Origin of the sequence: Murinocardiopsis flavida, assembly GCF_003014485.1 — a bacterium.
Taxonomy (GTDB): domain Bacteria; phylum Actinomycetota; class Actinomycetes; order Streptosporangiales; family Streptosporangiaceae; genus Murinocardiopsis; species Murinocardiopsis flavida.
Map to the genome: position 1 here is coordinate 303051 of NZ_PYGA01000003.1, position 26300 is coordinate 329350.

Genomic DNA, 26300 nt, shown 5'->3' on the forward strand with positions numbered 1-26300 from the left:
GGCCGCGCGGCGGTCAGCCGAACCGGCCGGTGATGTAGTTCTCCGTCTCCTTCTTCTCCGGCTTGGTGAAGATCTTGTTGGTCTCGCCCATCTCGATCAGCCGGCCCGGCTTGCCGGTGCCCGCCAGGTTGAAGAACGCCGTGACGTCGCTCACCCGGGCGGCCTGCTGCATGTTGTGGGTGACGATGACGATGGTGTAGTTCTCCTTGAGCTTGGCGATCAGGTCCTCGATCGCCAGCGTGGAGATGGGGTCGAGCGCCGAGCACGGCTCGTCCATGAGCAGCACGGCCGGCTCGACGGCGATGGCGCGGGCGATGCACAGCCGCTGCTGCTGGCCGCCTGAGAGGCCCGCTCCCGGCCTGGTGAGCCGGTCCTTGACCTCCTCCCACAGGTTCGCCCCGCGCAGGGACCGCTCGACGAGGTCGTCGGCCTTCGCCTTCGGCATGCGCTGGTTGTTCAGCTTCGCGCCGGCGATCACGTTGTCGTAGATGGACATCGTCGGGAACGGGTTGGGCCGCTGGAAGACCATGCCGATCTCGCGGCGCACCGCGACCGGGTCGACGTCGGGACCGTAGACGTCCTGGTCGTCCAGCATGACCTTGCCCTGGACGCGGGCGCCCGGGGTCACCTCGTGCATGCGGTTGAGCGTGCGCAGGAAGGTGGACTTGCCGCACCCGGAGGAGCCGATGAACGCGGTCACCGACCGGGGCTCGATGGTCATCGACACGTCCTCGACGGCCTTGAAGTCGCCGTAGAAGACGTGCAGTCCGGAGACGTCAATGCGTTTGGCCACTGGGCTTACATCCTCTGGTGAATCGCTGACTGGTTCTCTGGTGGGCCGGGCGGTCATCGGCTGAGGTTCGGTGCGAAGAACCGGGACACGAGCCGGGCGAGGAAGAACAGCAGCATGACGACCACGATCAGTGCGAGTGCCGCCGCCCAGGCCCGCTCGTAGTTGATGGCGCCGCCCATGCGGACCTGCGAGTAGATGAACACCGGCAGGCTCATCATCTGCCCGTTGAACAGGTTCCAGTTGATCGCCACGGCGGAGGAGCCCGCGGTCAGGATCAGCGGGGCGGTCTCCCCGATGACCCGGGCGAGCGCCAGCATGACGCCCGTGGTGATGCCCGCGATCGCGGTCGGCAGCACCACCTTGACGACGGTCAGCCACTTGGGCACCCCCAGAGCGTAGGACGCCTCGCGGAGCTCGTTGGGCACCAGCCGCAGCATCTCCTCGCAGGAGCGCACCACGACCGGGATCATGAGCACGGAGAGGGCGATGGCACCGGCGGCGCCGTTGGTCTTGCCGGGGCCGAAGATCATCATCCACAGCGCCACCACGAACAACCCGGCGACGATCGAGGGGATTCCCGTCATGACGTCGACGAAGAACGTGATCGCCTGCTTGAGGCGCCCCTGCCCGTACTCCACGAGGTAGATGGAGGTGAGCAGCCCGATCGGGATCGAGATGACCGCGGCCAGGCCGGTGATGGCGATGGTCCCGACGATGGCGTGGTACACGCCGCCGGCGTCCATGCTGGGGGTGACGCCGTTCATGGAGACGGTCAGGAAGTACAGGTCGAGCCGCGCGAGGCCCTCCGACAGCACCGTCCACAGCAGTGAGACCAGCGGCACCATCGCCAGCCCGAAGCAGGCGTAGACGATGGTCGTGACCAGCCGGTCGGTGGCCTGGCGCCGGTTCTCCACCACGCGGGAGGCGATGGAGATCACCACGGCGTAGGCGATCACGGTGAACACCGCGAACTGGGCGATGCCCAGCGCGCCGAACGCGAGCAGGACCCCCGCTGCGAGGGCCGCGGTCGCCGCGAGCAGCGCGGGGGCCGCGTAGCGCGGCAGCGAGCCGGTGAGCAGCGACTTCTGCGAGGGAGGCGGGCCGTCGCCGGGCATTTCGGTCGCGGATCCCTTAGTCGTGGTGGTCATTTACGCGAACTCCTTGCGACGCGCGACGATGAACCGGGCGCCCATGTTGACGACCAGCGTGATCGCGAACAGCACCAGCCCGGCCGAGATCAGCGCCGACACCCCGTATCCGGTGGCCTCGGGGTACTGGAGCGCGATGTGCGCGGCGATGGTCTGGTTGCCGCTTTGCAGCACCATCCAGGAGATGACGAGCTGCGGTGACAGGATCATGGCGACGGCCATGGTCTCGCCGAGCGCGCGGCCCAGGCCGAGCATGGCCCCGCCGATGATGCCGGGGCGGCCGAAGGGGATGACGGCCATGCGGATCATCTCCCACCGGGTCGCGCCGAGCGCGAGCGACGCCTCGCGGTGCGCCTGGGGGACCTGCTGGAAGACGTCGCGCGACATCGCGGTGATGATCGGCAGGATCATCACGGCGAGGACGATGCTCGCGCTCAGCATGGTGCGGCCGGTGGTCGAGACCGGGCCGGCGAACATCGGGATCCAGCCGAGGTACTGCTCAAGGGACGTGTAGAACGGCCCGAGCTGTTTGACCAGCCAGCCGATACCCCAGAGTCCGTAGACCACGCTGGGGATCGCGGCGAGGAGGTCCACGACGTAGCCGAGGATCGACGCGAGCCGGCGCGGCGCGTAGTAGACGATGAACAGTGCGATCCCCACGGCGATCGGGGTCGCGATGACCAGCGCTGTCGCGGCGGCGAGCACGGTGCCGAACGCCAGCGCCGCGACACCGAACGCGGGGGCGTCGCGGGTGTTCGCGTCCCACTCCTTCGTCGTGAAGAAGTTCGCGGTATTGGCGCTGAGCGAGTCGAAGGACTGCCCGATGAGGAAGGCCGCCACGCCGGCGAGGATCAGCAGGATCAGGATCCCCGAGCCCTTGGCGGAACCTGCGAAGAGGAGGTCGCCGAGGCGGCGCTTCCCCTGTGGTTCGCGGGCCGTCGTAGACGGGTCCGTGGTGGTCATGTGAGACTCCGGTCAAGAATATTCACGTTTCGCCCTGGTGAAGGGCGCGACGATTCGCGCGGGTCCGCCGGCAGGCGGCGCCGGTTACATTGTGAAGCTTGTCCGCATGCGCTCAGTACCCGGCTCGCAGCCGTCCAGGGCACCGGGTGCGCAAACGGCGGTAGGGGCAGGGCCCCCACACCTGGTGTGGGCCCTACCCCTGCCGACTTCGGCGCGGTGCCGATCAGGCGCCGGCCTTGATCTTGTCGAGCGACCCCTGGATCTTCTCGCGCAGGGCGTCGGAGATCGGGGCCGAGCCCGCCTCGTCGGCGCTGACCTTCTGCCCCTCCTCGCTGATCACGTAGCCGAGGAAGCTCTTCACCAGGTCGGCGTCGCTCTGCTCCTCGTACTCCATGCACGCCACCTCGTAGCTGACCAGGACGATCGGGTAGGCGCCCGCCTCGTCCGTCTTGTAGTCGAGCTCGATCGCGTGGTCGTTCTCGGTGTTCGCCTCACGGGCCGGCGAGGCGTCCACGATCTTCGCGGCGGCCTCGGGGCTGTACTCCACGAACTCCTCGCCCGCGCCGACGGCGACGGTGCCCAGGTCCTTGGCGTGCGAGGCGTCGACGTAGCCGATGGTGCCGGTGCCGCCCTCGATGGCGGAGACCACGCCGCTGGAGCCCTGGGCGGCCTCGCCGCCCTTGACCGGCCAGTCGCCGCTGACCTCGTGCTTCCAGGAGTCGCCCGCCGCCTCGGAGAGGTAGGAGACGAAGTTCTCGGTGGTGCCGGACTCGTCGGACCGGTTGACCGGGACGATCTCGGTGTCGGGAAGGTCGGCGTCGGGGTTGTCCGCCGCGATCTTCTCGTCGTTCCACTTGGTGATCTTCTGGTCGAAGATCTGCGCGATGACGTCGGGCTTGAGATTCAGCTTGTCGACGCCGTCGAGGTTGAAGGCCACGGCGATCGGGCTGATGTAGGCGGGGAGGTTCACGACCTCCGAGCCGCAGCGCTCGGTCGCCGCCTTGGTCTCGTCCTCGTCGAGCGAGGAGTCGGACCCGGCGAACGCCACGGAGCCGTCGGTGAACTGCGAGCGGCCCGCGCCGGAACCCACGGCGTCGTAGTTGACCGTGGTGCCCTCGCAGGCGCCGGTGTACGCGGCGACCCAGGCGGCCATGCCGTTCTCCTGCGAGCTGGCGCCCGCTCCGCTGAGCGTGCCGCCGCCGTCGACGCAGTCCGCGCCCTTCGCCGCGGCGCCGCCGCCCTCAGGGTCGACGGCCTGGTCGCTGCCACAGGCGGAGAGCGCGAGAGCACCGGCGAGAGCAACCCCCGCGAAAGTGCTGAACCTTGAGAGCTTCACAGCCCAGGACCTTCCTCTGACTTCGACACGTTTGGGCGGATCCGTGCTGGACCCGCCGATATCGACGGTAGGGAAGCGAGGTGTCCAGCCATCCCAGTGAGGGTGAACGCGTGGTGAACGGCGGACCGTGGTTCGCGGAAGACCATCGGACCCATTGGTGACGGTGCGGTGAACGATGTCGGATATGCGTGCAATGTTCGGTCTTGAGCTGCGCGGATCACCCGCGGATCGCGGCCGAACACGCTCCGAATCCGAACGGATCGGCAGGTGGGGGCGCTGGTGGAGTTTCGGTTGGTCCGTGGTCGATGTGGCGGGTCGGGCCGTGCTGTCATCGAGCCGGTGTGCTTCGGCCGTCGCTGCTGCGCAGCAGCGACGGCCGAAGCACATCCCGCCACTCGACCGCCGGACCCCGGCCCGCAACGCCGAAAGTCCACGCCCTACGGAGTGCCGGGGGTCCGGTACATCACGTCGGCGTCGGCGAGGGTGAACCCCAGCGACTCGTACAGCCGCACCGCGGCCCGGTTGTCCTCGTCGACGTACAGCAGGACGAGGGTGAGCCCCTGCCGCTCCAGGTGGCGCAGCCCGGTCGCGGTGAGTGTCCGGCCGAGCCCCATGCCGTGCCAGTCGGGGTCGACGCCCACGGCGTAGACCTCCCCCGCCGGCGCGCCGTCGGTGAGGCCGGCGCCGTCGGCGTGCGTCTTGGTCCAGTGGTAGCCGGCCAGCGCACCGCTCTCGACGTCCTCGGCGACGAAGAAGCCCTCGGGGTCGAACCACGGTTCGGCCTGGCGCTGGCGCAGGTCGGCGAGGGTGATGCCGCCCTGCTCGGGGTGATCGGCGAACGCGCGCGCGTTGACGGTCAGCCACGCCTGGTCGTCGGCGCCGACCCGGAACGGGCGGATCTCGACCCGGCGGTCCAGTTCGGGGCTGACGGGCGGCTCCGCGACGGGTGCGGACGGGCGCAGCGGCAGCACCATCCGCCACAGGCTGCGCGCCCGGCCCAGGCCCGCTGCGGCCGCCAGCGCCTTGGCGCCCGGCAGGTCGCCGTGCGCCCACACCCGCATGCCCTCAGGGGCGGCGTCCTCGACAAGGGAGCGCAGCAGCCAGCCGCCGAGCCCGCGGCGGCGGTGCTCCGGCGCGACGACCAGCTCCGCGGAGTCGGGCTCGCCCGGGGAGCGCTCGATGCCGCCGAAACCGCGGAGGACGTCGGGGCCGTCGCCCGCCTCCTCGTACAGCAGGTGGAACCGGACCGCTCCCGGATCGGCGCCGTACCGCACCCGGAGGAGGCCCTGCTCGGAGATCGGGGCGGTGCCGTCGCTGCCGCGCGCCTCCTCGGCGAGGGCCGCGACGTCCTCGGCCTGCTGCGGGGACAGCGACTCGGTGATCTGCACATGGCTCATGGATTCGAGCCTACGGGCGGCACCTCGCCGGAGCGCGGTGCGGACCCCCGCGCCGGGCGCGGGGCCGCCGGGACCGGTCACTCCGCCGGGCCGCTGCGCCACCACGCCCTGCGGCGGCGGCCCTTGTAGAGCCCGCCGGTGCGGACGCGGCGCATGGGCGCCAAGGGCGCGGAGAACAGCGCGAGCAGCAGCAGGAAGAGCAGCAGCACACTCGGCGAGACGGCGGGGGCCGCCGCGTCGTCGGACACGTTGGTGGCGGTCTCCTTGTCGTCGCCGCCGTCGCCGGGGGTCACCGACGGCAGCGCGGCGAGGTCGTCCTCCGAGGTGGGGTCGACGCCGGGCAGGTCGGCGAGGTCGTCGGGGAGGCTGGGACGGTCGGCCTCGGAGTCGCGCAGCGAGGTGTCGCCCGGCGGCGTGAACCGGTCGCGCGACGGGCCGCCGGTGGAGCGGTCGCTGCGGTCGCCGCGGTCGGCGGAGCCCTTGTCGCCGCCCTTCTTCTCGTCCTTGTCGCCCTTGCCGGGCGACGAGGAGGACGGCGGCTTCGACGACGGCGGGGGCTTCGAGGAGGGCGGTTTCGACGACGGCGGCGGCTTGGACGACGGCGGGGGCTTCGAGGAGGGCGGCGGCTTCGACGACGGCGGGTCCGTGGGCTCGGGCTCGGTGACCTTGGTCGCTACGGGCTCGACGGTCAGCTGCTGGAAGTCGCCGCACTTGTCGTCGGCGAACGGGGCGTACTCGACCGCGGCCGTGAACTCGATGCTGCCCGCCTTCGCGGCGGGGCCGGAGACCTCGATCTCCACGGCCTTGCCGACCGGGACGCGCTGGCCTGCGGGGAAGGCGGCCCCCTCGATCCCCTGCGAGGCGGAGAGGTCGCCGCGCACGCAGAGCTCGGCGGCGTTGGGGTTGGTGACACGGAGTTCGGCGCCTGCCGTGGCGCCCTTCTCGACCGACGCCTCGTCGGGGGTGATGACGGCGGTCGGCGGTGTGGGCGGCTCGGACGTCGTGGTGTCGGCGGCGGCGGGGGCGGTCAGGACGGTGCCCGCAAGGGTGATGCCGAGCGCGGCGCCCAGCGGGAGTCCGACGAATCCGACGAAGGTGTTCAGGGGCGCCCGCCGGGAGATGGACTCGCCGCTCGACATTTCTGACCCGACCCTTCCCCGTTGTCGTTCGCGGTCGGCCACCGCGGTTCGCGCGGGCCCGCCCACAACGGACAGTGTCCGCACCGTACCAAGTCCCTCGAAATCCTAGGCGCTCCGCTGCGATCGCACGACCCCCGGGCGGCGGCGATTCCCGCCCTTTCGCGGCGCGGACCGGCGCCGTTCACCGCGCGGCAACGCGGCCCACCGGCGGTTCGGCGCGGCAAACCCGCGTTCGGCGGCGCGGCCGACCGGATGCGGCTGGGTCGTGGTGCCATAGCCGTTTCGGGCTCGGGGCCCCACTGCGCGGCCATCGGGCAGCGGCGCAGTAGGGGGCGCCCGAACGCCCGTCCGGAACACTCCCCGCGTCAGCGGGGCGACCGGTCGGCCGCGCCGCCGTCGACTCCGCGGGTCAGGCGCGCAGCGCCGCGTTCGGGGCGTGCCCCTCTGCGGGCACCTGCCCGGCGCCGGGCTCCGGTGCGGCGGCGCCCTTGCCGGAGGTGTCGGCGACGAAGCGGTACCCGACGTTGCGCACGGTCCCGATGAGCGACTCGTGCTCGCTGCCGAGCTTGGCGCGCAGCCGCCGCACGTGGACGTCGATCGTGCGCGTGCCGCCGAAGTAGTCGTAGCCCCAGACCTCCTGGAGCAGTTGGGCGCGGGTGAAGACCCGGCCGGGGTGCTGCGCGAGGAACTTCAGCAGTTCGAACTCCTTGAACGTGAGGTCGAGGATGCGGCTGCGCAGCCGGGCGATGTAGGTGGCCTCGTCGATGACGAGGTCGCCGCGCCGGATCTCGTCGGGGTCGTCGGTGCCGGTGTCGGCCTGCCCGACGGCCAGCCGCAGGCGGGCCTCGACCTCGGCGGGCCCGGCCGTCGCCAGCAGGAAGTCGTCGACCTGCCAGTCGCCGGTGAGCGCGGCGACGCCGCCCTCGGTGAGGACGGGGATGAGCGGGCAGTCCAATCCCGTCGTGCTGAGCAGCCGGCAGAAGTTGCGGGCCGCGGCGAGGTCGGATCGGGCGTCGACCAGGACGGCGTCGACGGGGGCCGCGGCCGGGCGCTCACCGCCTGGTGCGAGGAGGGCCCCCACCTCGGCGGGTGCGACCCGCACCGAGTGGAGCAGCAGCCCGAGCGCCGGCAGGACGTGGTCGGACGGCTCGGTCGAGTTGGTGAGTAACAGCAAATGGCTCATGGGTCTCTTCCCATCGCCCGCGTGACGCGGCTGGTCGAAGGCGCCTTTGCCCCCGGCGAAGAATGATCTTGCGAAATCGCCTCCGAGTGACCCCAGGATATCGACCGCCGCCGCCCCCTCACCGGCCACCCTCGGTAATTGATGCCGTTCACGCTGGTCAGGGCCGTAGATACGAGGCATGGTCGGCGCGCCGCACCACCTGTCCCCGTCGATCCAACGGGGCGGCGCGATTCAACACCCCCCTCAGCCCGGCGCGACGTGGAAGGCTGCCGCTCCGCGCGGAGCGCGAGCGGCGCGCAATGCCGTTGACTTCGGGGGCGGGATTCGGCCTTGGTGTGGGTTGTGGCCTCGGTTGCATGCCGGGGGCGGATGCCGAGAGCGTCCGTGCCTACAGCGGACCTGGGCAAGGATGCTCTCGCCCCCGGATGTCTGCGCCCGCTCCGCAAAGTGCCGCGCCGCGGCAGCCCACCCCCTGTCCGCGATCGCCTGGACGCCGGGACGTGGCAGCCCGGCATTCAGGTCATCAGGGGCTTGGGTACGGCCTCGCGCGCGGTGCGGGCGGGCCTGGGGTTAGCGTGGCGTTGGCGGGCCGACGGCGGCCCGCGCCGATCGAAGGGCGGCCGTGCGATGGCGAGTGCCACCATCCGGTACTGGGCCGCGGCGAAAGAGGCCGCGGGAACCGCCGAGGAGACCGTTGACGGCGCCACGCTCGCCGAGGCGCTCGACGCCGTCCGCTCCCGGCACGGCGCCAACGGGCGCCTCCTCGACGTGCTGCGGCGGTCGTCGTTCCTCGTCGACGAGGTCCCGGCGGGGCGCCGACCCCACGGGGAGATCATGCTGGCCGACGGCAGCAGCGTCGAGGTGCTGCCGCCATTCGCGGGGGGATGACGACCATGTGGCTGCGGCGCGGCGGACGCGATGGGCAGCGCGGCGAGGACGCGGGGCAGCAGTACGGCGAAGGCGCGGTGCGGAAGCGCGGCGAGGACGCGGGGCGGGAGCAGGGCTCCGCTGCCGACGGGCCCCGGATCACGATGCTCGGCAAGCCGGGCTGCCACCTGTGTGACGAAGCCCTCCAGGTCATCGCGCGGGTCGCGGCGGAGTACGGCGCCGAGTACACGGTGCGCGACCTCACCATGGCGGACGACGAGGAGAAGCTGGAGTACTGGGAGAAGATCCCGGTCGTCTTCGTCGACGGTGAGGAGCACGCGCACTGGCGCGTCAGCGAGCCGCGGCTCCGGGCCGCCCTGGACGCCTCGCGGTGATGCCCCGCGGCGGCCGGCTGCCGTAGGCATCCGGGGGTCCCGACGTGCCCGCGTGTGGAACGGCGGGCCCGGCCTGCCGCCTGGTCCCGGGGTCCTGGTGTGCCGGCGTGTGAAGCGGTGCGGGCCCGGCCTGCCGCCTGGTCCCGGGGTCCTGGTGTGTCCGCATGTGAAACGGTGTGCGCCCGGCCTGCCATGGCCCCACTTTGTGCGCGTGTTCACAAGGGCGTAGCCTGAGGAGGAATTCGTTCCGGGAAGCCCAACGCGGGCCCGTGGGCCCTCCTTTGCGCGGGCGCAGGGCCGGCGCCGAACCGATCACCGATCGGGGCGGCGTTCGGGGTGACCGGCCCCCGCCGACACCCCCAGGTCCAGGAGCCAGCACACGTGACCCGTCGTGAACCCCGCCCTCGCGAGAGGGGGATCCCGGAGGCGACCGTCGCGAGGCTCCCGGTCTACCTGCGGGCCCTCCAAGCGCTCAGCGAGAGCGGGACGCCCACCGTGTCGTCGGAGGAGCTGGCCTCGCGCGCGGGGGTGAACTCGGCGAAACTCCGCAAGGACCTGTCGCACCTGGGGTCGTACGGGACCCGGGGCGTCGGCTACGACGTCGGATACCTCGTCTACCAGATCTCCCGTGAGCTTGGTCTCACCCAGGACTGGTCGGTGGCGATCGTCGGGGCCGGCAACCTGGGCCGCGCCCTCGCGAACTACGGGGGTTTCGGCACCCGCGGCTTCCGCATCGCCGCCCTGCTCGACGCCGAGCCGGCGCTGGTCGGCGACCGGGTCGCGGGCCTCTCGGTGGGGCATATCGACACACTCGAAGGTGTTGTGGAGGCTGAGAACGTCTCCATCGGGGTCATCGCGACCCCGGCGCAGGCGGCGCAGGCGGTGTGCGACCGGTTCGTGGGGGCCGGCGTGACCAGTGTGTTGAACTTCGCCCCGGTGGTGCTCAATGTGCCTCCGGAGGTCGATGTGCGTAAGGTCGATTTGTCCATCGAGTTGCAGATCCTGGCCTTCCACGAGCAGCGCAAGGCCGACGGGCGGGAGGGCCCCGAGCGGATCGGGACCCTGGACGCGCCGCCCGGTCCGGCCGGGGGACAGTAGAAGCAGTCGGCGGGCGAGCGGCCCGCCCGACGGTGGTCGAGAGAGTCGAGAATGAGGAGCGCGGCCCCTGGCCGCGCGAACGTGCGTAGACCAGGTGCGCGCGGGGCCCGAACGCGCATCGCGGGCCGCCGCGCCGCGGTGTTTCCTGCTTGGGAGTGCAGATGAGTGTCCTCGCCGTTGGACTGAGCCATCGGAGCTCACCCGTGGCGCTGCTGGAGCGCGTCGCGATGAGTGGTGAGACCCGGCTCAAAGCCATGTCCGACATGGCCGGCGCGCCTTCGGTCAACGAGGCGCTGATCGTCTCCACCTGCAACAGGGTGGAGGTCTACGCCGAGGTCTCCTCGTTCCACCCCGGCCTCGCCGCCATCACCGAGATCCTGGCGTGGAACACCGGCGTCTCCCTCGCCGAGCTGACCGGCCACCTCTACGTCCACTACGACGAGCGCGCCGTGCAGCACCTGTTCTCCGTCGCCTGCGGGCTCGACTCGATGGTCGTCGGCGAGGGGCAGATCCTCGGCCAGGTGCGCAACTCCATGAAGGACGCCCAGCACGCCGGGTCCATCGGGCGGGTGCTGAACGACCTCGGGCAGCGCGCCCTGCGCGTCGGCAAGCGCGCGCACACCGAGACCCACCTCGACCAGGCCGGCGCCGACATGGTGGGCCTCGGCCTCGCCGTCGCGGAGCGCCACCTCGCCGCACGCCCCGCCGGGGCCGCGGGCGCGGTCGTCGCCGCCGCAGGCTGCCCCGCCGGTGCGATGGCGGCGCCCATGGCGACCGAGGACATCGCGGCCGCGCTGCCCGAACCGCGTGCGCTCACCGGCATGCGCGTCCTGGTGCTGGGCGCCGGGTCGATGAGCGCGCTGTCGGCCAACACCGTGGCCCGGCAGGGGGCGGGCACCGTGGTCGTCGCCAACCGGACCTTCGAGCGCGCCGCGCGGCTCGCCGAGTGCCTGACCGAGGCGTACGAACCCATCAGCAGCCGCGCGATCCCCATCGAGCAGGCGGCCGACGTGCTCGCAGAGACCGACCTGGTCATCTCCTGCACCGGCGCCCAGGACCTGGTGCTCGGCGCCGAGGACGTCGCGGCCGCCGCGGCGCGCCGCGGCGGCCGCCCCCTGGTCCTGCTCGACCTCGCGCTGCCCCGCGACGTCGACGAGGCCGTGCGCGCCGTCCCCGGCGTGCACCTGGTCGACATCGAGGACCTGCGGCGCGCGGCGGCCGAAGGCGCCGACGACACATCCGGGCGCATCGGCGCGCTGTCGGTCGTGCGCGACATCGTCGAGGAGGAGGTCGGCGAGTACCGGACCGTGCGCCGCGTCGAGCAGGTGGCGCCGACCGTCGTCGCGCTGCGCAGCAAGGCGCAGCGGGTGGTCGACACCGAGCTGACCCGCTTGCACGGGCGGCTGCCCGAACTCGACGACCGCTCCAGGGACGAGGTCGGCCGGACGATCCGCAGGGTCGTGGACAAGCTGCTGCACCAGCCCACCGTCCGCGTGAAGGAGCTCGCGGCGGGCCCCGACGGCGGCTCCTACGAGGCAGCCCTGCGCGAACTGTTCGACCTCGACCCGCACACCGCCGATGTGGTGCCCCCCGAGGCCGCGAAGGAGCGGAATTGACCTCTGCAACAACGGCAGCACGGCTCGGCACCCGCCGGAGCACCATGGCGACCACCCAGTCGCAGGTGGTCGCCGACCTGGTCACCGAACGCACCGGGGTGCCCGTCGAACTCGTGCTCATCACCAGCTTCGGCGACGTCACCAAGGCGCACCTGACCCAGCTCGGCGGCACCGGGGTGTTCGTCAACGCGCTGCGCGACGAGCTGCACGCCGGGAGCATCGACTTCGCGGTGCACTCCCTCAAGGACCTGCCCACTGCGGCGGCCGAAGGGCTGGCCCTCGCCGCCGTCCCGGCGCGCGACGACCCCCGCGACGCGCTGTGCGCCCGCGACGGCCTGGCATTCGCCGACCTGCCCGAGGGCGCGACCGTCGGCACGGGTTCCCCGCGCCGGGTCGCCCAGCTCGCGGCGCTGCGCCCCGATCTCGTCTACGTCCCCATTCGCGGCAACGCGGAGACCCGCCTCGGCAAGGTCGCGGGCGGCGAGCTCGACGCCGTCGTGCTCGCCTACGCCGGCCTGGCGCGGGTGGGCAGGTCCGCCGACGTCACCGACGTGTTCGGCCCCGACCGGATGCTGCCGGCGCCCGGCCAGGGCGCGCTCGCCGTGGAGTGCGCCGCCGAGGACGCCGCCGACCGCCTGGGCTACCTCGGCACCGTCGACCACGCCGCCACGCGGGCGGCGGTCACGGCCGAGCGCACGGTGCTCGCGGAGCTCGAAGCGGGCTGCGCCGCCCCCGTGGGGGCGCTCGCCGAGATCGAGGACGACCTGCTGCGGCTGCGCGCCGCGGTCGTCGCCGTCGACGGCTCCGAGTCCGTGCGCCGCGAGCGCAGCGTGCGCCTGGAGACCGAGCGGCCCACCGGCGCCGACGAGTCGCGGCTGATGGCGGCCGACCTCGGGCGGGAGCTGGCCCGCGAGATGATCGCCGAGGGCGCCGACCGGATCGTGGCCGACGCCGCGGCGCAGAAGTAGCCGGTCCGCGCGCTCAGGAGCGCTGACCCGGGAGAAGAGAGGGACCGCACGAGGCATCGCGGCCCGCCGGACCGGCGGGCCGGCCGCCGACCGGAACCCGAGGAAGAAACGAGGCATCTTGAACCCGCAGAGTGAGAATCGCGAGTCGCGGCCGGGCACCGACGGGCACGTGGCGCTGGTCGGCGCGGGCCCCGGCGACGCGGAGCTGCTGACGCTGCGGGGCGCCGCACTGCTGGCGCGTGCCGACGTCGTGCTCACCATCCGCGAGCCGGGCCCCGAACTCGCCAAGCACCGGACCGCGCTGCTCGCGCACTGCCGGCCCGACGTCACGGTCATCGAGCCGGCGGAGTGCGGCGGCGAGATCGACGCGGTCGTCGTGGGCCACGCACGCGACGGCCTGCGGGTGGTCCGCCTGTACAGCGGCGACCCGATGTTCGGCTGCCGCGGTGCGCTCCTCGCGGCCGCCTGCCGCGACGCCGGGGTCGAGTACGAGGTCGTCCCGGGCCTGTCGGCGGTGTCCGCAGTGCCCGCGTACGCCGGGATCCCGCTGATGCCCGAGGGTGTCTCCGAGGTCCGCGTGCTCGACGCCAAGGGCCGCGACGTCGACTGGAGCGTCCACGGCGACACCGACACCACACTGGTCGTCCTGTTCCCCGACGCCGACGACGCCGACCGCGGGCACGGCGGGCCGGGGTTCGACCAGGTGTGCAAGGCCCTCGTCGCCGCCGGCCGCCCGCAGTCAACCCCGGTCGCGGTGACCCGCATGGGTGCCACCACCGAGCAGACCACCGTCGTGTCCACCCTCCAGCGCCTCGTCGCCGACCTGAAGTCGGCCGACGCCAAGGGCCACAACGTGACCACCCCCGCGCTGCTGGTCGTCGGGCCGGGGGTCGCCGAGCAGCGGAAGCTCTCCTGGTACGAGTCGCGCCCCCTTTTCGGCTGGCGGGTGCTCGTCCCGCGGACCAAGGAGCAGGCGGCGAGCCTGTCCGAGCAGCTGCGCGGCTACGGCGCGGTGCCCGAGGAGGTGCCCACCATCTCGGTCGAGCCGCCGCGGACACCGCAGCAGATGGAGCGGGCGGTGCGCGGCCTGGTCACCGGCCGCTACCAGTGGGTGGCGTTCACCTCCGTCAACGCGGTCAAGGCCATCCGCGAGCGGTTCGAGGAGTACGGGCTCGACGCCCGTGCGTTCGCCGGGGTGAAGGTCGCGGCCGTGGGCGAGCAGACCGCCGCGTCGCTGCGCGCGTTCGGCATCCAGCCCGACCTGCTGCCCGCGGCGGACGACCAGTCCGGCGCCGGGCTGGTGGCGGTCTGGCCGCCCTACGACGCCGAACTCGACCCGATCGAGCGGGTCCTGCTGCCGCGCGCCGACATCGCCACCGAGACCCTCTCCGAGGGTGTCAGCGCCCTGGGCTGGGAGGTCGACGACGTCACCGCCTACCGGACGGTGCGCGCCGCGCCGCCGCCCGAGCCCGTCCGCGAGGCCATCAAGGGCGGCGGGTTCGACGCCGTCCTGTTCACGTCGTCCTCGACGGTGCGTAACCTGGTGGGTATCGCGGGCAAACCGCACAAGACGACCGTCATCGCCGTCATCGGGCCCGAGACCGCCAAGACCGCCGAGGAGTTCGGCCTCCGCGTCGACGTCGTCGCGCCGAAGACCTCGGTTTCGGCCCTGGCGGCCGCGCTTTCCGAGTACGGTTCTGTCCAACGGGCCGACGCCCTCGCCGAGGGCAAACCGGTCCTGCGGCCGAGCCAGAAGCGGCGCGGACGCCGCCGCAAGACCGTCTGAACCGCACCCGCCGCAGTACGCCGCCGATGCCCTGTCTAGGCTGGTCCGAATACCACTTGGCGCATTGGTCCGATCCGTCCCCTTCGGAGGGCGGGCGCACAGGGCGGCGGCACCGCTGTACCCGGCGAGGATCCACGACAAGGAGTGATCCACCATGACCGCCCGTTTCCCCGCGGCACGGCCGCGCAGGCTGCGCGGCACGGCCGCGATGCGCCGGCTGGTCGCCGAGACGCGCGTGCGCCCGGCGGATCTCGTCCTGCCGCTGTTCGTCAAGGAGGGCATCGACGCACCGGTCCCGGTGGCGTCCATGCCCGGGGTGTTCCAGCACACCAGGGAGAGCCTCCGCAAGGCGGCCCACGAGGCGGTCGAGGCGGGCGTCGGCGGGCTGATCCTGTTCGGCATCCCCGAAACGAAGGACGCCGCCGGGTCCGCCGCCGACGACCCCGCGGGCATCGTGCAGAAGGCGCTGCGCGATCTCAGCGGCGAGTTCGGCGACGACATCGTGATCATGGCGGACCTCTGCCTCGACGAGTACACCTCGCATGGGCACTGCGGCCTGCTGACCCCCACCGGCGCCGTCGACAACGACGCCACCCTCGCGCGCTACGCCTCCATCGCCGTCGCCCAGGCGGCGGCGGGCGTGCAGGTCGTGGCGCCCAGCGGGATGATGGACGGCCAGGTCGGCGCCATCCGCACCGCGCTCGACGAAGCCGGGTACACCGACGTCGCGATCCTGGCCTACGCCGCGAAGTACTCCTCGGCGTTCTACGGGCCGTTCCGCGACGCGGCCGAGTGCGCGCCGCAGTTCGGCGACCGGTCGAGCTACCAGCAGGACCCCGCCAACGCCATGGAGGCGCTGCGCGAGGTCGAACTGGACCTCGCCGAAGGCGCCGACATGGTCATGGTCAAACCGGGGCTCGCCTACCTCGACATCGTCGCCAAGGTCGCCGACTCTGTCCGGGTACCCGTATCGGCCTACCAGGTCAGCGGCGAGTACGCCATGGTCGAGGCGGCGGCGCAGAACGGGTGGCTCGACCGCGAACGGGTCATCATCGAGACGCTCACCTCCTACCGGAGAGCGGGCGCGCGCCAGATCCTCACCTACTGGGCGTGTGAGGCCGCGCGAATGCTGCGCTGACGGGGAATGCCTCCCCGGGCCTGGACCGCGGATCGGGGAGAAGCCGACACAGATCCGCGGGACGGGAACGACAAGGGGGTACCAATGGCCGACGTACTCAGCCGGCGCAAACGCCGCCGCCATTCCGCCACGGGCATGCTCGACGCCGCCCTCGACTACGCGGCGCTGGGCTGGCCGGTGTGCCGGGGCGTCGAACCGGGCGGCGAGGGCGAGCGCGCGTGCGCGTGCGACCGCATGGGCTGTCCCGATCCCGCCGCGCACCCGCAGTCGGCGGTATGGGGCCTGGAGGCGACCACCGACCACGAGAAGATCGCCCTGTGGTGGGCCGCGACCCCCGGCGCGGGGATCATCCTGCCCACCGGCCGGGTGTTCGACGTCTTCGACGTGCCGGCCGGCGCCGGTGTCATGGCGCTGGCCCGCATGGGCCGCTCCCGGGTCGCCGCCGGGCCGGTGTCGGCGGTGGGCGGCCGCTACCTGTTCTACGTCGCCACCAGGGGCGCCCCCGCCGACGAGGACGAGTGGTGGTCCTGCCACCTCGACTGCGTCCCCGAGACCAGCATCGAGACCCCCGGCCTGCGCTGGCACTGCCGCAACAGCTACGTCCTCGCCCCGCCCTCCCGACTCCCCTCGGGCGCCACCGCCACCTGGATCCGCCCGCCCCGCAACGGATCCGCACCGGTCGAGCTGCCCGACCCCATCGTCGCCCTCGACATCCTCGCCGACGCCTGCGAAGAATTCGGCCGCTGACCCGCCCGAAGCCCCGGCCCGTGCGGCGGTTCATCGACAGCGGGTCCACCGCCTCGGTAGCGTCGAATGGTGACGACAACGATCCGCTTCCGCCCTACGGCGGAGGACCGGCGGCTCATCAACGCTGCGACGCGTGCGGGCGAACGTCCCGGCGACGTCATCCGCCGCGCCCTGCGCCTGCTGGAGCGCGAGGCGTGGCTCGAACAGGCCCGCGCCGATTCCGTGCGGCTCCGCGACGAGGACCTTTCCGACGAGCCGGACGCCTGGTGATGTCCCGGCCCGGCTGCCGCCTCCCTCCGACGGTCAGAGGGCGGTTTCGCTGAGGACGATGCCGTCGGGGTCGGCGTAGAGCCAGTGGCCGGGGACGAACCGCGCCCCGCCGATGACCACCGGGGTGTCCACGGACCCCGCGCCCGCCTTCGCCGACTTCCGCGGGTTGCTGCCGAGTGCCCGGATCCCGAGGTCGAGCGTCGCCAGCGCGCGGGTGTCGCGGACCGCGCCGTTGACGACCACCCCGGCCCACCCGTTGGCGACAGCGGCCTCGGCGATCCGGTCGCCCATCAGCGCCGTGCGCAGCGAACCGCCGCCGTCGACCACCAGGACGGCGCCGCCGCCCGGGCCGTTCAGCAGCTCCTTCACCAGGCCGTTGTCCTCGCGGCAGGCCACGGTGCGCACCGGACCGTGGAACGCGGCGCGCGCGCCGAGGTCGCGGAACTGGACCTCGCAGCTCACCAGGGCGTCGCCGTGGTCGTCGATCAGGTCGGCTGTTGCGAACTCCGGCACGGGCTGCTCCTCGGTCGGGTGCTGGGCGCGGACCCGCAACGGTAGTCCGGTCCGGCGCGGGGCGGCGGACGGGGGCCCGGGACTGCTGCGACACTGGGGCCCGTGGGTACTCATCAGATCTCCGCCGAACTCTTCCAGCGCGCCTCCGCCGCGATCCCGGGCGGCGTCAACTCGCCCGTGCGGGCGTTCGGGTCCGTCGGCGGCACACCGCCGTTCATGACGAAGGGCCGCGGGCCCTACCTCACCGACGCCGACGGCCGCGAGTACGTCGACCTCGTCTGCTCGTGGGGGCCGCTGATCCTGGGCCACGCGCACCCCGCCGTCGTCGACGCGCTGCACACCGCCGCTGCCGACGGCACCTCCTTCGGCGCGCCCACCCCCGGCGAGGTGGAGCTGGCCGAGGAGCTGGTGGCGCGGACCGCGGCGGAGAAGGTGCGGCTGGTCAACTCCGGCACCGAGGCCACCATGTCCGCCGTGCGGCTGGCGCGGGGCGCCACCGGGCGCGCCAAGGTCGTGAAGTTCGCCGGCAACTACCACGGGCACGTCGACGCGCTGCTCGCCGCGGCCGGTTCGGGGGTGGCGACGCTGGCGCTGCCCGACTCGCCCGGTGTCACCGGCGCGAGCGCGGCCGACACGATCGTGCTGCCCTACAACGACATCGAGGCGGTCGAGGCCGCGTTCGCCGCGTCCGGCGACGAGATCGCCTGCGTCATCGCCGAGGCGTGCCCGGCGAACATGGGCGTCGTGCCGCCCCGCGACGGGTTCAACGCGCGGCTGAAGGAGATCACGGCGCGGCACGGGGCGCTGCTGATCCTGGACGAGGTGCTCACCGGGTTCCGGGTGAGCGGGTCCGGCTGGTTCGGGCTCGACGGCGTCGCGGCGGACCTCGTCACGTTCGGCAAGGTCATGGGCGGCGGCCTGCCCGCCGCGGCGTTCGGCGGCCGGGCCGACCTGATGGACCGGCTCGCCCCGCTCGGCCCCGTCTACCAGGCGGGGACCCTGTCCGGTAACCCGTTGGCGACCGCCGCCGGCCTGGCGACGCTGCGCAACGCGACGGCGGAGGTCTACGCGCACATCGACGCCGCGGCCGAGCGCGTCTCGGCCGCCGTCGGCGACGCGCTGGCGAAGGAGGGGGTCGCCCACCGGATCCAGAAGGGCGGCAGCCTGTTCACGGTGTTCTTCACCGACGCCGCGGTCACCGACTTCGACGGCGCCCGCGACCAGCACCTCGGCCGGTTCACCGCCTTCTTCCACACGATGCTCGACCAGGGCGTCTACCTGCCGCCCGCGGCGTTCGAGGCGTGGTTCCTCTCCGCCGCGCACGACGACGCGGCGCTCGACCGCGTGGTCGCGGCGCTGCCGAAGGCCGCGCGGGCGGCGGCCGAGGTCGGCTGAGTGCTGCTACGCGGTCCTATGGCGGACCGTTAACGGACGCTTTAGGATCGGTGCATGCTGGATCTGGATCGGCTGCGCGCGCTCAACGCCGTCTCCGAGCACGGCTCGGTGAGCGCCGCCGCCGAGACCCTCGGCATCACCACCTCGGCCGTCTCCCAGCAGATCGCCAAGCTGGAGCGCGAGACCCGTTCCCGGCTGCTCGAACGCGCCGGGCGCGGCGTCCGGCTCACCGACGCCGCCCACCTGCTGGTCCGGCACGCCGAACAGATCCTCGCCCTGGTCACCGAGGCGGAGGCCGACCTGGAGGCGCAGCGCGGCTGCGTCGTCGGCGGGCTGAGCATCGGCGCGTTCGCCACGGTCGCGCGCGGGCTCATGCCCTCGGTGCTGCGCACGGTCGCCGCCCAGCACCCCCAGCTCACGGTCCAGTTGCACGAGTGCGACCCCAAGGTGGCGGTCCCCCTTGTGCAGCGCGGCGACTTCGACCTCGCCGTGGTGCAGGACTGGGCGAACTCCCCGCTGCCGCTCCCCGAGGGTGTGCAGCGGCAGCACCTGGCCGACGACGCCGCCGAGATCGCGCTGCCCGCCGGCCACCCCATGGCGGGCCGCGCCGCGCTGGCGCTGCGCGAGCTCGCCGCCGCCCACTGGATCGGCGCGCCGCCCGGCGACATCTGCCACGCCTGGCTCGCCGACACCCTGCGCCGGGCCGGCATCGAGCCGAAGGTCGCGCACTATGCGAGCGAGTACCCCACCCAGCTCGCCCTCGTCGCCGCCGGGCTGGGCGCCGCGGTGCTGCCGCGGCTGGGACGCGGGCCGCTGCCGCCCGGTGTGGTGGCGGTCCCGGTGCGGCCCGCCCTGGTCCGGCACATCTACGCGGTGTGGCGCGGCGAGTCGGCGCGCCGGCCCGCCGTCCAGGCCATGGTCGCGGCACTGCGCGGGGGAGTCGATACCGTAATGGGGGCGCCCGCAGGCCACAGCGGCGCCGTGAGTTGACCGGCCCGGTGCGCCGGGGCCCTGTACGGCAGGGCCCGCGGCGCGTCCGGTGCGGAGATCGGAAGGGAAGCGGACCCGCACGATGCCCACGACCACTGTCGTCCACTTGCTGAGACACGGCGAAGTGCACAACCCCGCGGGGATCCTCTACGGGCGGCTCCCCGAATACCACCTCAGCGAGCGCGGCCACAACATGGCGGAGATGTCCGCCAAGTGGTTCGCCGGGCGCGACATCGCCCACCTGTACTCCTCGCCATTGGAGCGGGCCCGCGAGACCGCCGAGCCGGTGTCGGCGGGGTTCGGGCTGTCCGTCAGCCTCGACGACCGGCTGATCGAGGCGGGCAACCGGTTCCAGGGCAAGGCGTTCCGGACGCATTCGGTGGCCGACCCCCGCTACTGGGGGCGGCTCTACGACCCGTTCACGCCGTCCTGGGGCGAACCCTACGGCGCCATCGTCCGGCGGATGGTGGCCGTCATCAAGGAGGTCCGCAAGCAGGCATGGGGGCGCGAGGCGGTGTGCGTCAGCCACCAGCTCCCCATCTGGATGTCGCGCCGGGCCGCCGAGGGCAAGCGGCTGTGGCACCGGCCCGACCGCCGCCAGTGCAACCTCGCGAGCGTCACCACGCTGACCTTCGCCGACGAGAAGATCGTCAGCGTCGGCTACAGCGAGCCCGCCAGGGGCCTCTACCCGCACCGGCGCCCCCACCGGTGACCGCCGGGGGCGCCCGGGGGTCGCGGGCGTCCAGCCGGGCAGGCGAGTAACGGTAGGCTGGATCTCTGGGTGCGGCGTCCCTTGTGGCGCGCTGTGCGCGCACGGTGCCGTCGGCTACCGCCGGCATCGGCGCCGCCCCGCTCTTTGGCGGTCGGTCCGGGCTTTCACCCCAGGCGCGTGGCCGTCGTGTCTCTTTTGTACGTGCGAGAAGGTGATCCTGTGGGTTCTGTCATCAAGAAGCGGCGCAAGCGCATGGCCAAGAAGAAGCACCGCAAGCTGCTCAAGAAGACCCGTATCGCGCGCCGCAACAAGAAGTAGGCCCGCCGCTGCGCGGAGCCGCCGACCCACGCGACGCGTAGCCACACCCCCTATGTCGTGCGAACCCGCCTAAGGAGGCGTGTCGGTATGGGCCGCGTCGTGCTGGTGACCGGTGTCTCCCGCTATCTGGGAGCCCGGGTCGCGACCGCTCTCCACGCGGATCCCGGCGTCGATCGTGTGATCGGCGTCGACTCCGCCCCGCCCCGGCGCCCGCTGGGGCGGCTGGAGTTCGTCCGCGCGGAGCTGCACGACAGCAGCCTCGACGCCGTCGTGCGCGACTCCGGTGCCGACACCGTTCTGCACCTGAGCCTCGCCGCGTCGCCGGCGGGCGCGGGCGGCCGGGCCGCGATGAAGGAGAACAACGTCCTCGGGACGATGCAGCTCCTCGCCGCCTGCCAGCGCTCGGCCACGGTGCGGCGGCTCGTCGTGCGCTCCACGGCGGCGGTGTACGGCTCGTCGTCGCGCGACCCCGCCCTCCACACCGAGGAGTCCGAGGCGCGCGAGGCGCCGAGGTCCGGGTACGCCAAGGACGCCGTCGAGGTCGAGCGCCACACCAGCGGCCTGGCGCGGCGGCGCCCCGACCTGTCGGTCGCGGTGCTGCGCTTCGCCAGCTTCATGGGCCCCGTTGTGGACACCCCGCTGACCAGGTACTTCGGCTTGAAGATCGTGCCGACCGTCCTCGGCTACGACCCCAGGATGCAGTTCATCCACGAGGACGACGGCGTCGAGGTCATCCGCCGCATGGCGCTCGGCGACGCCGAGGGCGTGTTCAACGTCGCCGCGCCGGGTGCCATGCCGCTGTCGCAGTGCCTGCGGCGCGCCGGGCGCCCCGAGATGCCCGTTCCGGCGCGCGGGCTGCGCATGCTCGGCGGGCTGGCGCGCAGGGCCGTGCTCGACTACTCGCCGGAGCAGCTCCGGCTGCTGTGCTACGGCCGGGTCCTCGACTCCGCCAAGTTGCAGGACGCGCTGGGGTGGCGGCCCCGCCACAGCTCGGAGGAGGCGTTCGACTCCTTCGTCGCCGAACGCGGGTTCCCGGCCAAGGCCCCCGCCCGGATGGTGGGCCGGGTCACGCACCGGTTCCGCGCCGCGGCGAGCCGCTGACCCGGGGCGCCCCGCGCCTCAGCCGCCGCGCCGCCGCCGCGCGATCCCCACGGCGACCCCGCCGACCAGCGCACCGGCGACCGCCGCAGGCACCCCCACGCGCAGCGCCCTGCGGTGCCTGCGGAACTCGTGGACCGGCCACCGGCGCGCCACGGCGTGCGCGCGCAGCAGGTCGTCGGGGTTGACCACGTTGGGGTGGCCCACGGCCGACAGCAGCGGCAGGTCGTTGTGGGAGTCGCTGTAGGCCGTGCAGGCGTCCAGGTCGAGCTTCTCGTGCGCGGCGAGCGCGCGGACCGCCTCGGCCTTCGCGGGGCCGTGCAGCAGGTCGCCCACGAGGCGGCCGGTGTAGACCCCGTCGACGGACTCGGCCACCGTGCCGAGGGCCCCGCTGAGCCCGAGCCGCCGCTTGATGATGTCGGCGAGCTCCACCGGTGTGGCGGTCACCAGCCACACCCGCTGCCCGGCGTCGAGGTGGCGCTGGACGAGGACGCGGGCGCCCTCCCAGATGCGGTCGGCCATCGTGTCGTCGTAGATCTCCTCGCAGAGTTCCACCAGGTCGGCGACCTTGTGCCCGGCGACGAACGCCAGCGCGGCCTCGCGGGCGGCGTTGATGTGGCCGGCCTGCTCGCTGCCCGTGACGCGGAAGACGGTCTGCCCCCAGGCGAACCGCGCGAGGTCGCGGGTGGTGAACAGGTCGCGGGAGGCCAGGCCGCGCGCGAAGTGGTAGATGGACGCGCCGCGCATCAGCGTGTTGTCGACGTCGAAGAACGCCGCGGCGCCCGCCCCCGCTCCGCGCTCCAGCGGCGCGAGCGCGGCTTCGGCGACCGCGGCGGAGGCCTCTCCGGCGAGGACCGCGCGGCCGTGGTCGCGACGACGGAGATGACCCCACATGACCATGAGCCTAAGGCCCAGCGGCCCCGCGCCGAGCGCGTCGTGTGAGTACCGCGGCGCTCGTGAGGTAACTCACACGCCGCAGGTGCGCAACGGCCGAACGCAGCGATATCACGCGCTTACGACAGGGTGAAGGGTGCCGCGCGGCGTCCTCCGCCGGCCCGGATTCGCGCCCCTAATGGGGGGAGTGTGCACGGCGGGGGTGCGGAGTGCAGCATCATTAGCGGGATGGTCGAGGTAGGACTGGCATTCGTCTGCGCGTTGGTGGCCTGGAGCGCCACCGCGGCGCTTACTGCACGCTGCTACCGGAGCCCGCAGCTGTCCATGTGGGCCTGGGTGGCATCGGTGGTGGGCGTCACCGTCGCGCTGAGCGCGGCGTTCCCCGGTGCGCTCCTCGGCTTCTCCGCCGCGACCTTCCGCATCTTCCAGATCGGGGTGGCGCTGCTCGGCCCGGTGCTGATCGCGTGGGGCGCGGTGGAGTACGCGGTCCGCTCCGCGCGCGCCCGGTTCGGCACCCGCCTGGTCGTCACCACGCTGACGATCGTGCCGCTGGTGGTGTTCTCCCTCGACCGGCTCCGCGGCAGCTTCACGAGCGGCTACCCGGCGTTCGGCGACCACTACGACATCCTGCCCCGGTTCGGCGCCGGGCTCGTGCACGCCTTCGTCGCCATCGCGCTCGCCGCGTGTGCCATCGTGGTGGCCCGGCGCATGCGCGACGCCCCGCGCACGTCGCGGCACGAGCTCATGGTCCTCGGCCTGGTCGCCGCTGCGGCGCTGCTGGAGATCCTGGTCGCCCGCTTCGGCATGGGCGTCCTCGGCCAGATCGCCGTCGTCGGGGCGCTCGGCTGCATGTGGGCCGCGTTCATGCAGGCGACGAACCCGCCGCAGGAGCGCCGGTCCCGCCGGTCCGGCGGGCGCCGCGCACGCGGCGGCCACGGCGCCGACCCCGAGACCGACTTCGACGAACCGGACGACGAGGAGGACGACGTGCGACGCAAGCGCCGCAGGGCCGCCGAGTACGACGACTACGACGCCTACGACGAAGCGCCCGCGCCCGGTGGCGGCGCCGCCCGGATGAGCAGCGTCATCACCATCTACACGCTCTCCGAGGGCCGCGCCGACCTGTTCGACGAGTGCGCCGACGACATCGTGCGCGAGGTCGGGCGCTACGAGCCCGACACCCTGCTCTTCGCCTGCCACACGGTGCCCAGCGCGCCCTCGCAGCGCATCGTCTACGCCATCTACCGCGACGAACTCGCCTACAACGAGCACCAGCAGCAGCCGCACGTGCTGGAGTTCGGCCGCAGGAGCGCGCCCGCCGTCGCGGCGACGAACGTGATCGAGCTGGCGGTGTCGGGCGCCGCGGCGACCGAGACGCTGGCCGGCATGCTGCTGCCGCGCTGACCGACGACCCGGCGGGTCCTGCCGCGCTGTGCGGACGTTTCCTCAAAGTTGGCTGGGAAGAGTCGGCGGAAAAACGGCGGAAGTGGAACTTTCCAGTACGCTTCCTAGTTGTTCGCCCGGCTCGGAGGTTCGCACCGCGGCCGAAGCCACCCAACTCACGGCTCTGACCACCGCTCGGAGTCCTCAGTGGTGCCCAACAGGAGTGTGCTGCAAGCCCGATGCGTAAGTTCATCGTCTTCCTGATCCTGCTGCTGCTGGTCGTCGTGGCCGCCGACCGGCTCCTGCTCTACGCGGCCCAGAGCGAGGTCGCGAAGCAGGTCGACGCGCAGTACCAGACCGCGTCCGAGCCCGAGGTCGTCATCGGCGGCTTCCCGTTCCTGACCCAGGCGTTCTCGGGCGAGTACTCCGAGATCCAGGTCGTCACGGGCGCCCTCACCGTCCAGGACATCCAGTTGGAGCGCATCGACGCCACGGCGCGCGGCGTCAAGGCGCCACTCGGCGACCTGCTCACCGAGCCCAAGGCCACCGCGAGCACCCTCGACGCCAAGGTCATGCTGCCCTACAGCGAATTGCAGAAGCGCATGCCCGAGGGCATCGTCATCGAGACGGAGAACGGCACCCCGCGCATCTCCGGCGACCTCGCGGTGCTGGGGTACAGCGTCCCCATCGAGGGCGAGCTCAAGGTCTCGGTCGACGGCGACACCGTCACGGTCACACCGGGCAAGCTCAAGGTCGACGGCGGGCAGATCGGCGCGGAGCAGGCCCAGGAGCGCCTCAAGTTCTCGTTCCCGCTCGGCGAGCTGCCCTTCGACTTGCAGGTCAAGGACATCGAGGCGCTGCCCAACGGCGTCCAGCTCTCCGGCACCGCCAAGGACGTCCCGCTCATCGGGGCCGGACCGCAGGGGTAGCCGACCGTGCTCGACGGCGCTGCGATCAGCGGGGGCGCGGGGGCGGCCGTCCTCGCGGCGACCCTGGTCGCCGCGACGGCCGCCGGTCTGCTGTGGCGGCGGGCGAACGGCCGGTTCCGGCGGGCCGCGGGGAGCGCCGCCGACGAAGGGGAGGAGGCGGCGATGCCGACCGGTACCGATCTCGGCGCCCCGCTGGGCGAACGGGCCACCCTGGTGCAGTTCTCCTCGGCGTTCTGCCAGCCGTGCCGCGCGACCCGGCGGGTCCTCGCCGAGGTCGCGGCGATGGTCGACGGGGTCGCCCACATCGAGGTCGACGCCGAGGCGCGGCTCGACCTCGTCCGCGCCCTCGACATCATGCGCACGCCCACCGTCCTCGTCCTCGACTCCGCCGGCCGCATCCGCACCCGTGCGTCGGGCCAACCCCGCAGGGCCGACGTGATCGCGGCGATCGGCGCCGCCGTCGACTGATCCGCTCGGCCCGCAGGCCGCGGGCCCGGGCGAATGTGAGTCTGCACACCCGTGACATCCGGTCGCCGACCTCGTACCATCGGACACGTGACCCACCCGACAGAAGAGCTGCTGACGAAGCGACGCGCGGTCGATCTGCTCCGCGTCGCCAGCGCCATCTGTCACGTTTCCCGATAGGCCAGACCGCCGGGTCGCCGTCGACCCCCGCCGGACGCCTTTCCGCCGCACGCGCGCGGCCGTCCCCGATTCCGCACAACGGACTCGTCGCTGGGAAACCCACATGCAGGTCGATCCCCGCGGGCAGCGCTTCGCCGCAGCCCTCACCTCCGCCGTACTCGCCGCCGTACTGATCACGGGTAGCGCATGGCTGCTCGCCGCGCAGGCCGCGGTGTTCCTCGTCGGGGCGGTGGCCGGTGTCCGCTACTCGCCCTACGGCCTCCTGTACGCCCGGCTGCTGCGCCCCCGCCTGGGGCCGCCGCCGGAGTCCGAGGCGCCGGGGCCGCCGCGGTTCGCGCAGGCGGTCGGCGCGGCGTTCAGCGTCGCGGGCCTCGTCGGCCTCCTCGCGGGCGTCCCGGTGCTGGGCCCCGCAGCGGTCGCCGCCGCGCTCTTCGCCGCCTTCCTGAACGCCGCGTTCGGGCTGTGCCTGGGCTGCGAGGTGTACCTGCTCCTCCGGCGCGCGCTCCCGGGCGACCGCGCCGCGGCCGCCTGAACCGGCCCCCCATACCCGTCCATCGAACAACCCCTGCGAAGCAGAAC

The 26300-nt window shown here is 72.9% G+C and carries 28 protein-coding genes; 19 read left to right on the forward strand and 9 right to left on the reverse strand.

Features of this window, described 5'->3' with window-relative positions; all coding sequences use genetic code 11:
* Positions 1 to 13: 13 nt before the first annotated feature.
* The 7 genes from pstB to CLV63_RS06575 form a co-directional block, all read right to left on the reverse strand.
* A complete protein-coding gene (gene pstB / locus CLV63_RS06545; RefSeq protein ID WP_106581972.1) occupies positions 14 to 793 on the reverse strand; it encodes a phosphate ABC transporter ATP-binding protein PstB in 780 nt (259 codons plus the stop codon).
* Between the two features lie 53 nt (positions 794 to 846).
* The gene (gene pstA, locus CLV63_RS06550) at positions 847 to 1941 is read right to left on the reverse strand and encodes a phosphate ABC transporter permease PstA (protein WP_106581973.1); all 1095 of its coding nucleotides are present in this window, start codon (positions 1939 to 1941) and stop codon (positions 847 to 849) included.
* Positions 1942 to 2904, reverse strand: coding sequence for a phosphate ABC transporter permease subunit PstC (gene pstC / locus CLV63_RS06555; RefSeq protein ID WP_106581974.1), 963 nt, complete (start codon positions 2902 to 2904; stop codon positions 1942 to 1944). It abuts the gene before it with no gap.
* A gap of 223 nt (positions 2905 to 3127) precedes the next feature.
* On the reverse strand, positions 3128 to 4240 hold the full coding sequence (pstS, locus tag CLV63_RS06560; protein WP_245928615.1) for a phosphate ABC transporter substrate-binding protein PstS: 1113 nt from the start codon (positions 4238 to 4240) through the stop codon (positions 3128 to 3130).
* Positions 4241 to 4677: 437 nt separating this feature from the next.
* Positions 4678 to 5637 carry a mycothiol synthase gene (gene mshD, locus CLV63_RS06565; RefSeq protein ID WP_106581976.1) on the reverse strand — a complete coding sequence of 320 codons (960 nt, stop codon included), beginning with the start codon at positions 5635 to 5637 and terminating at the stop codon, positions 4678 to 4680.
* Positions 5638 to 5714: 77 nt separating this feature from the next.
* Positions 5715 to 6776, reverse strand: a complete 1062-nt coding sequence (locus tag CLV63_RS06570; protein ID WP_106581977.1) for a hypothetical protein — start codon at positions 6774 to 6776, stop codon at positions 5715 to 5717.
* A 409-nt stretch (positions 6777 to 7185) separates the two neighbouring features.
* Positions 7186 to 7959, reverse strand: coding sequence for a winged helix-turn-helix transcriptional regulator (locus tag CLV63_RS06575; RefSeq protein ID WP_245928616.1), 774 nt, complete (start codon positions 7957 to 7959; stop codon positions 7186 to 7188).
* Positions 7960 to 8586: 627 nt separating this feature from the next.
* On the opposite strand from CLV63_RS06575, the gene CLV63_RS06580 reads away from it, so the two are divergent.
* From CLV63_RS06580 to CLV63_RS06620, 9 genes are all read left to right on the forward strand, one after another.
* A complete protein-coding gene (locus tag CLV63_RS06580) occupies positions 8587 to 8847 on the forward strand; it encodes a MoaD/ThiS family protein (RefSeq protein ID WP_106581978.1) in 261 nt (86 codons plus the stop codon).
* Between the two features lie 143 nt (positions 8848 to 8990).
* Complete coding sequence (locus CLV63_RS34440) at positions 8991 to 9221, forward strand: glutaredoxin family protein (RefSeq protein ID WP_245928632.1); 231 nt, start codon at positions 8991 to 8993, stop codon at positions 9219 to 9221.
* Between the two features lie 381 nt (positions 9222 to 9602).
* On the forward strand, positions 9603 to 10319 hold the full coding sequence (locus tag CLV63_RS06590; protein ID WP_106581979.1) for a redox-sensing transcriptional repressor Rex: 717 nt from the start codon (positions 9603 to 9605) through the stop codon (positions 10317 to 10319).
* A gap of 161 nt (positions 10320 to 10480) precedes the next feature.
* The gene (locus tag CLV63_RS06595) at positions 10481 to 11935 is read left to right on the forward strand and encodes a glutamyl-tRNA reductase (RefSeq protein ID WP_106581980.1); all 1455 of its coding nucleotides are present in this window, start codon (positions 10481 to 10483) and stop codon (positions 11933 to 11935) included.
* Positions 11932 to 12903, forward strand: coding sequence for a hydroxymethylbilane synthase (gene hemC / locus CLV63_RS06600; RefSeq protein ID WP_106581981.1), 972 nt, complete (start codon positions 11932 to 11934; stop codon positions 12901 to 12903). Before CLV63_RS06595 ends, hemC begins: the two co-directional genes overlap by 4 nt.
* Positions 12904 to 13021: 118 nt before the next feature.
* A complete protein-coding gene (locus tag CLV63_RS06605; protein ID WP_106581982.1) occupies positions 13022 to 14689 on the forward strand; it encodes a bifunctional uroporphyrinogen-III C-methyltransferase/uroporphyrinogen-III synthase in 1668 nt (555 codons plus the stop codon).
* 154 nt (positions 14690 to 14843) lie between these two features.
* On the forward strand, positions 14844 to 15827 hold the full coding sequence (gene hemB, locus CLV63_RS06610) for a porphobilinogen synthase (RefSeq protein ID WP_106581983.1): 984 nt from the start codon (positions 14844 to 14846) through the stop codon (positions 15825 to 15827).
* Between the two features lie 84 nt (positions 15828 to 15911).
* Positions 15912 to 16574: a bifunctional DNA primase/polymerase gene (locus CLV63_RS06615; protein ID WP_106581984.1), complete on the forward strand. Its 663-nt coding sequence runs from the start codon at positions 15912 to 15914 to the stop codon at positions 16572 to 16574.
* A gap of 69 nt (positions 16575 to 16643) precedes the next feature.
* On the forward strand, positions 16644 to 16844 hold the full coding sequence (locus CLV63_RS06620; protein ID WP_106582110.1) for a hypothetical protein: 201 nt from the start codon (positions 16644 to 16646) through the stop codon (positions 16842 to 16844).
* A gap of 33 nt (positions 16845 to 16877) precedes the next feature.
* Here CLV63_RS06620 and rraA read toward each other — a convergent pair whose 3' ends face one another.
* Positions 16878 to 17357 (reverse strand): ribonuclease E activity regulator RraA, encoded by a 480-nt coding sequence (gene rraA / locus CLV63_RS06625; protein WP_245928618.1) that lies wholly within the window; start codon positions 17355 to 17357, stop codon positions 16878 to 16880.
* Between the two features lie 102 nt (positions 17358 to 17459).
* On the opposite strand from rraA, the gene hemL reads away from it, so the two are divergent.
* From hemL to CLV63_RS06650, 5 genes are all read left to right on the forward strand, one after another.
* Positions 17460 to 18752 carry a glutamate-1-semialdehyde 2,1-aminomutase gene (gene hemL / locus CLV63_RS06630; RefSeq protein ID WP_106581985.1) on the forward strand — a complete coding sequence of 431 codons (1293 nt, stop codon included), beginning with the start codon at positions 17460 to 17462 and terminating at the stop codon, positions 18750 to 18752.
* Positions 18753 to 18806: 54 nt separating this feature from the next.
* Positions 18807 to 19742 carry a LysR family transcriptional regulator gene (locus CLV63_RS06635; RefSeq protein ID WP_106581986.1) on the forward strand — a complete coding sequence of 312 codons (936 nt, stop codon included), beginning with the start codon at positions 18807 to 18809 and terminating at the stop codon, positions 19740 to 19742.
* 82 nt (positions 19743 to 19824) lie between these two features.
* Positions 19825 to 20454 carry a histidine phosphatase family protein gene (locus tag CLV63_RS06640; RefSeq protein ID WP_106581987.1) on the forward strand — a complete coding sequence of 210 codons (630 nt, stop codon included), beginning with the start codon at positions 19825 to 19827 and terminating at the stop codon, positions 20452 to 20454.
* Positions 20455 to 20673: 219 nt separating this feature from the next.
* Positions 20674 to 20772, forward strand: coding sequence for a 30S ribosomal protein bS22 (locus tag CLV63_RS06645; protein ID WP_078760640.1), 99 nt, complete (start codon positions 20674 to 20676; stop codon positions 20770 to 20772).
* Positions 20773 to 20859: 87 nt separating this feature from the next.
* Positions 20860 to 21873 (forward strand): NAD-dependent epimerase/dehydratase family protein, encoded by a 1014-nt coding sequence (locus tag CLV63_RS06650; protein WP_106581988.1) that lies wholly within the window; start codon positions 20860 to 20862, stop codon positions 21871 to 21873.
* Positions 21874 to 21891: 18 nt separating this feature from the next.
* Here the strand turns inward: CLV63_RS06650 and CLV63_RS06655 are convergent, their stop codons facing one another.
* On the reverse strand, positions 21892 to 22764 hold the full coding sequence (locus CLV63_RS06655; protein WP_106582112.1) for an HAD family hydrolase: 873 nt from the start codon (positions 22762 to 22764) through the stop codon (positions 21892 to 21894).
* A 228-nt stretch (positions 22765 to 22992) separates the two neighbouring features.
* Here CLV63_RS06655 and CLV63_RS06660 point away from each other — a divergent pair, with 228 nt between their 5' ends.
* From CLV63_RS06660 to CLV63_RS06675, 5 genes are all read left to right on the forward strand, one after another.
* Positions 22993 to 24168: a putative quinol monooxygenase gene (locus CLV63_RS06660; protein ID WP_106581989.1), complete on the forward strand. Its 1176-nt coding sequence runs from the start codon at positions 22993 to 22995 to the stop codon at positions 24166 to 24168.
* 218 nt (positions 24169 to 24386) lie between these two features.
* Positions 24387 to 25076, forward strand: coding sequence for an LmeA family phospholipid-binding protein (locus CLV63_RS06665; protein WP_106581990.1), 690 nt, complete (start codon positions 24387 to 24389; stop codon positions 25074 to 25076).
* A gap of 6 nt (positions 25077 to 25082) precedes the next feature.
* On the forward strand, positions 25083 to 25544 hold the full coding sequence (locus tag CLV63_RS06670; RefSeq protein WP_394339746.1) for a TlpA family protein disulfide reductase: 462 nt from the start codon (positions 25083 to 25085) through the stop codon (positions 25542 to 25544).
* Positions 25545 to 25631: 87 nt separating this feature from the next.
* Positions 25632 to 25721: a putative leader peptide gene (locus CLV63_RS35225; protein ID WP_394339747.1), complete on the forward strand. Its 90-nt coding sequence runs from the start codon at positions 25632 to 25634 to the stop codon at positions 25719 to 25721.
* 103 nt (positions 25722 to 25824) lie between these two features.
* Complete coding sequence (locus CLV63_RS06675; RefSeq protein WP_106581991.1) at positions 25825 to 26253, forward strand: DUF4395 domain-containing protein; 429 nt, start codon at positions 25825 to 25827, stop codon at positions 26251 to 26253.
* The last annotated feature ends 47 nt before the right edge of the window (positions 26254 to 26300 follow it).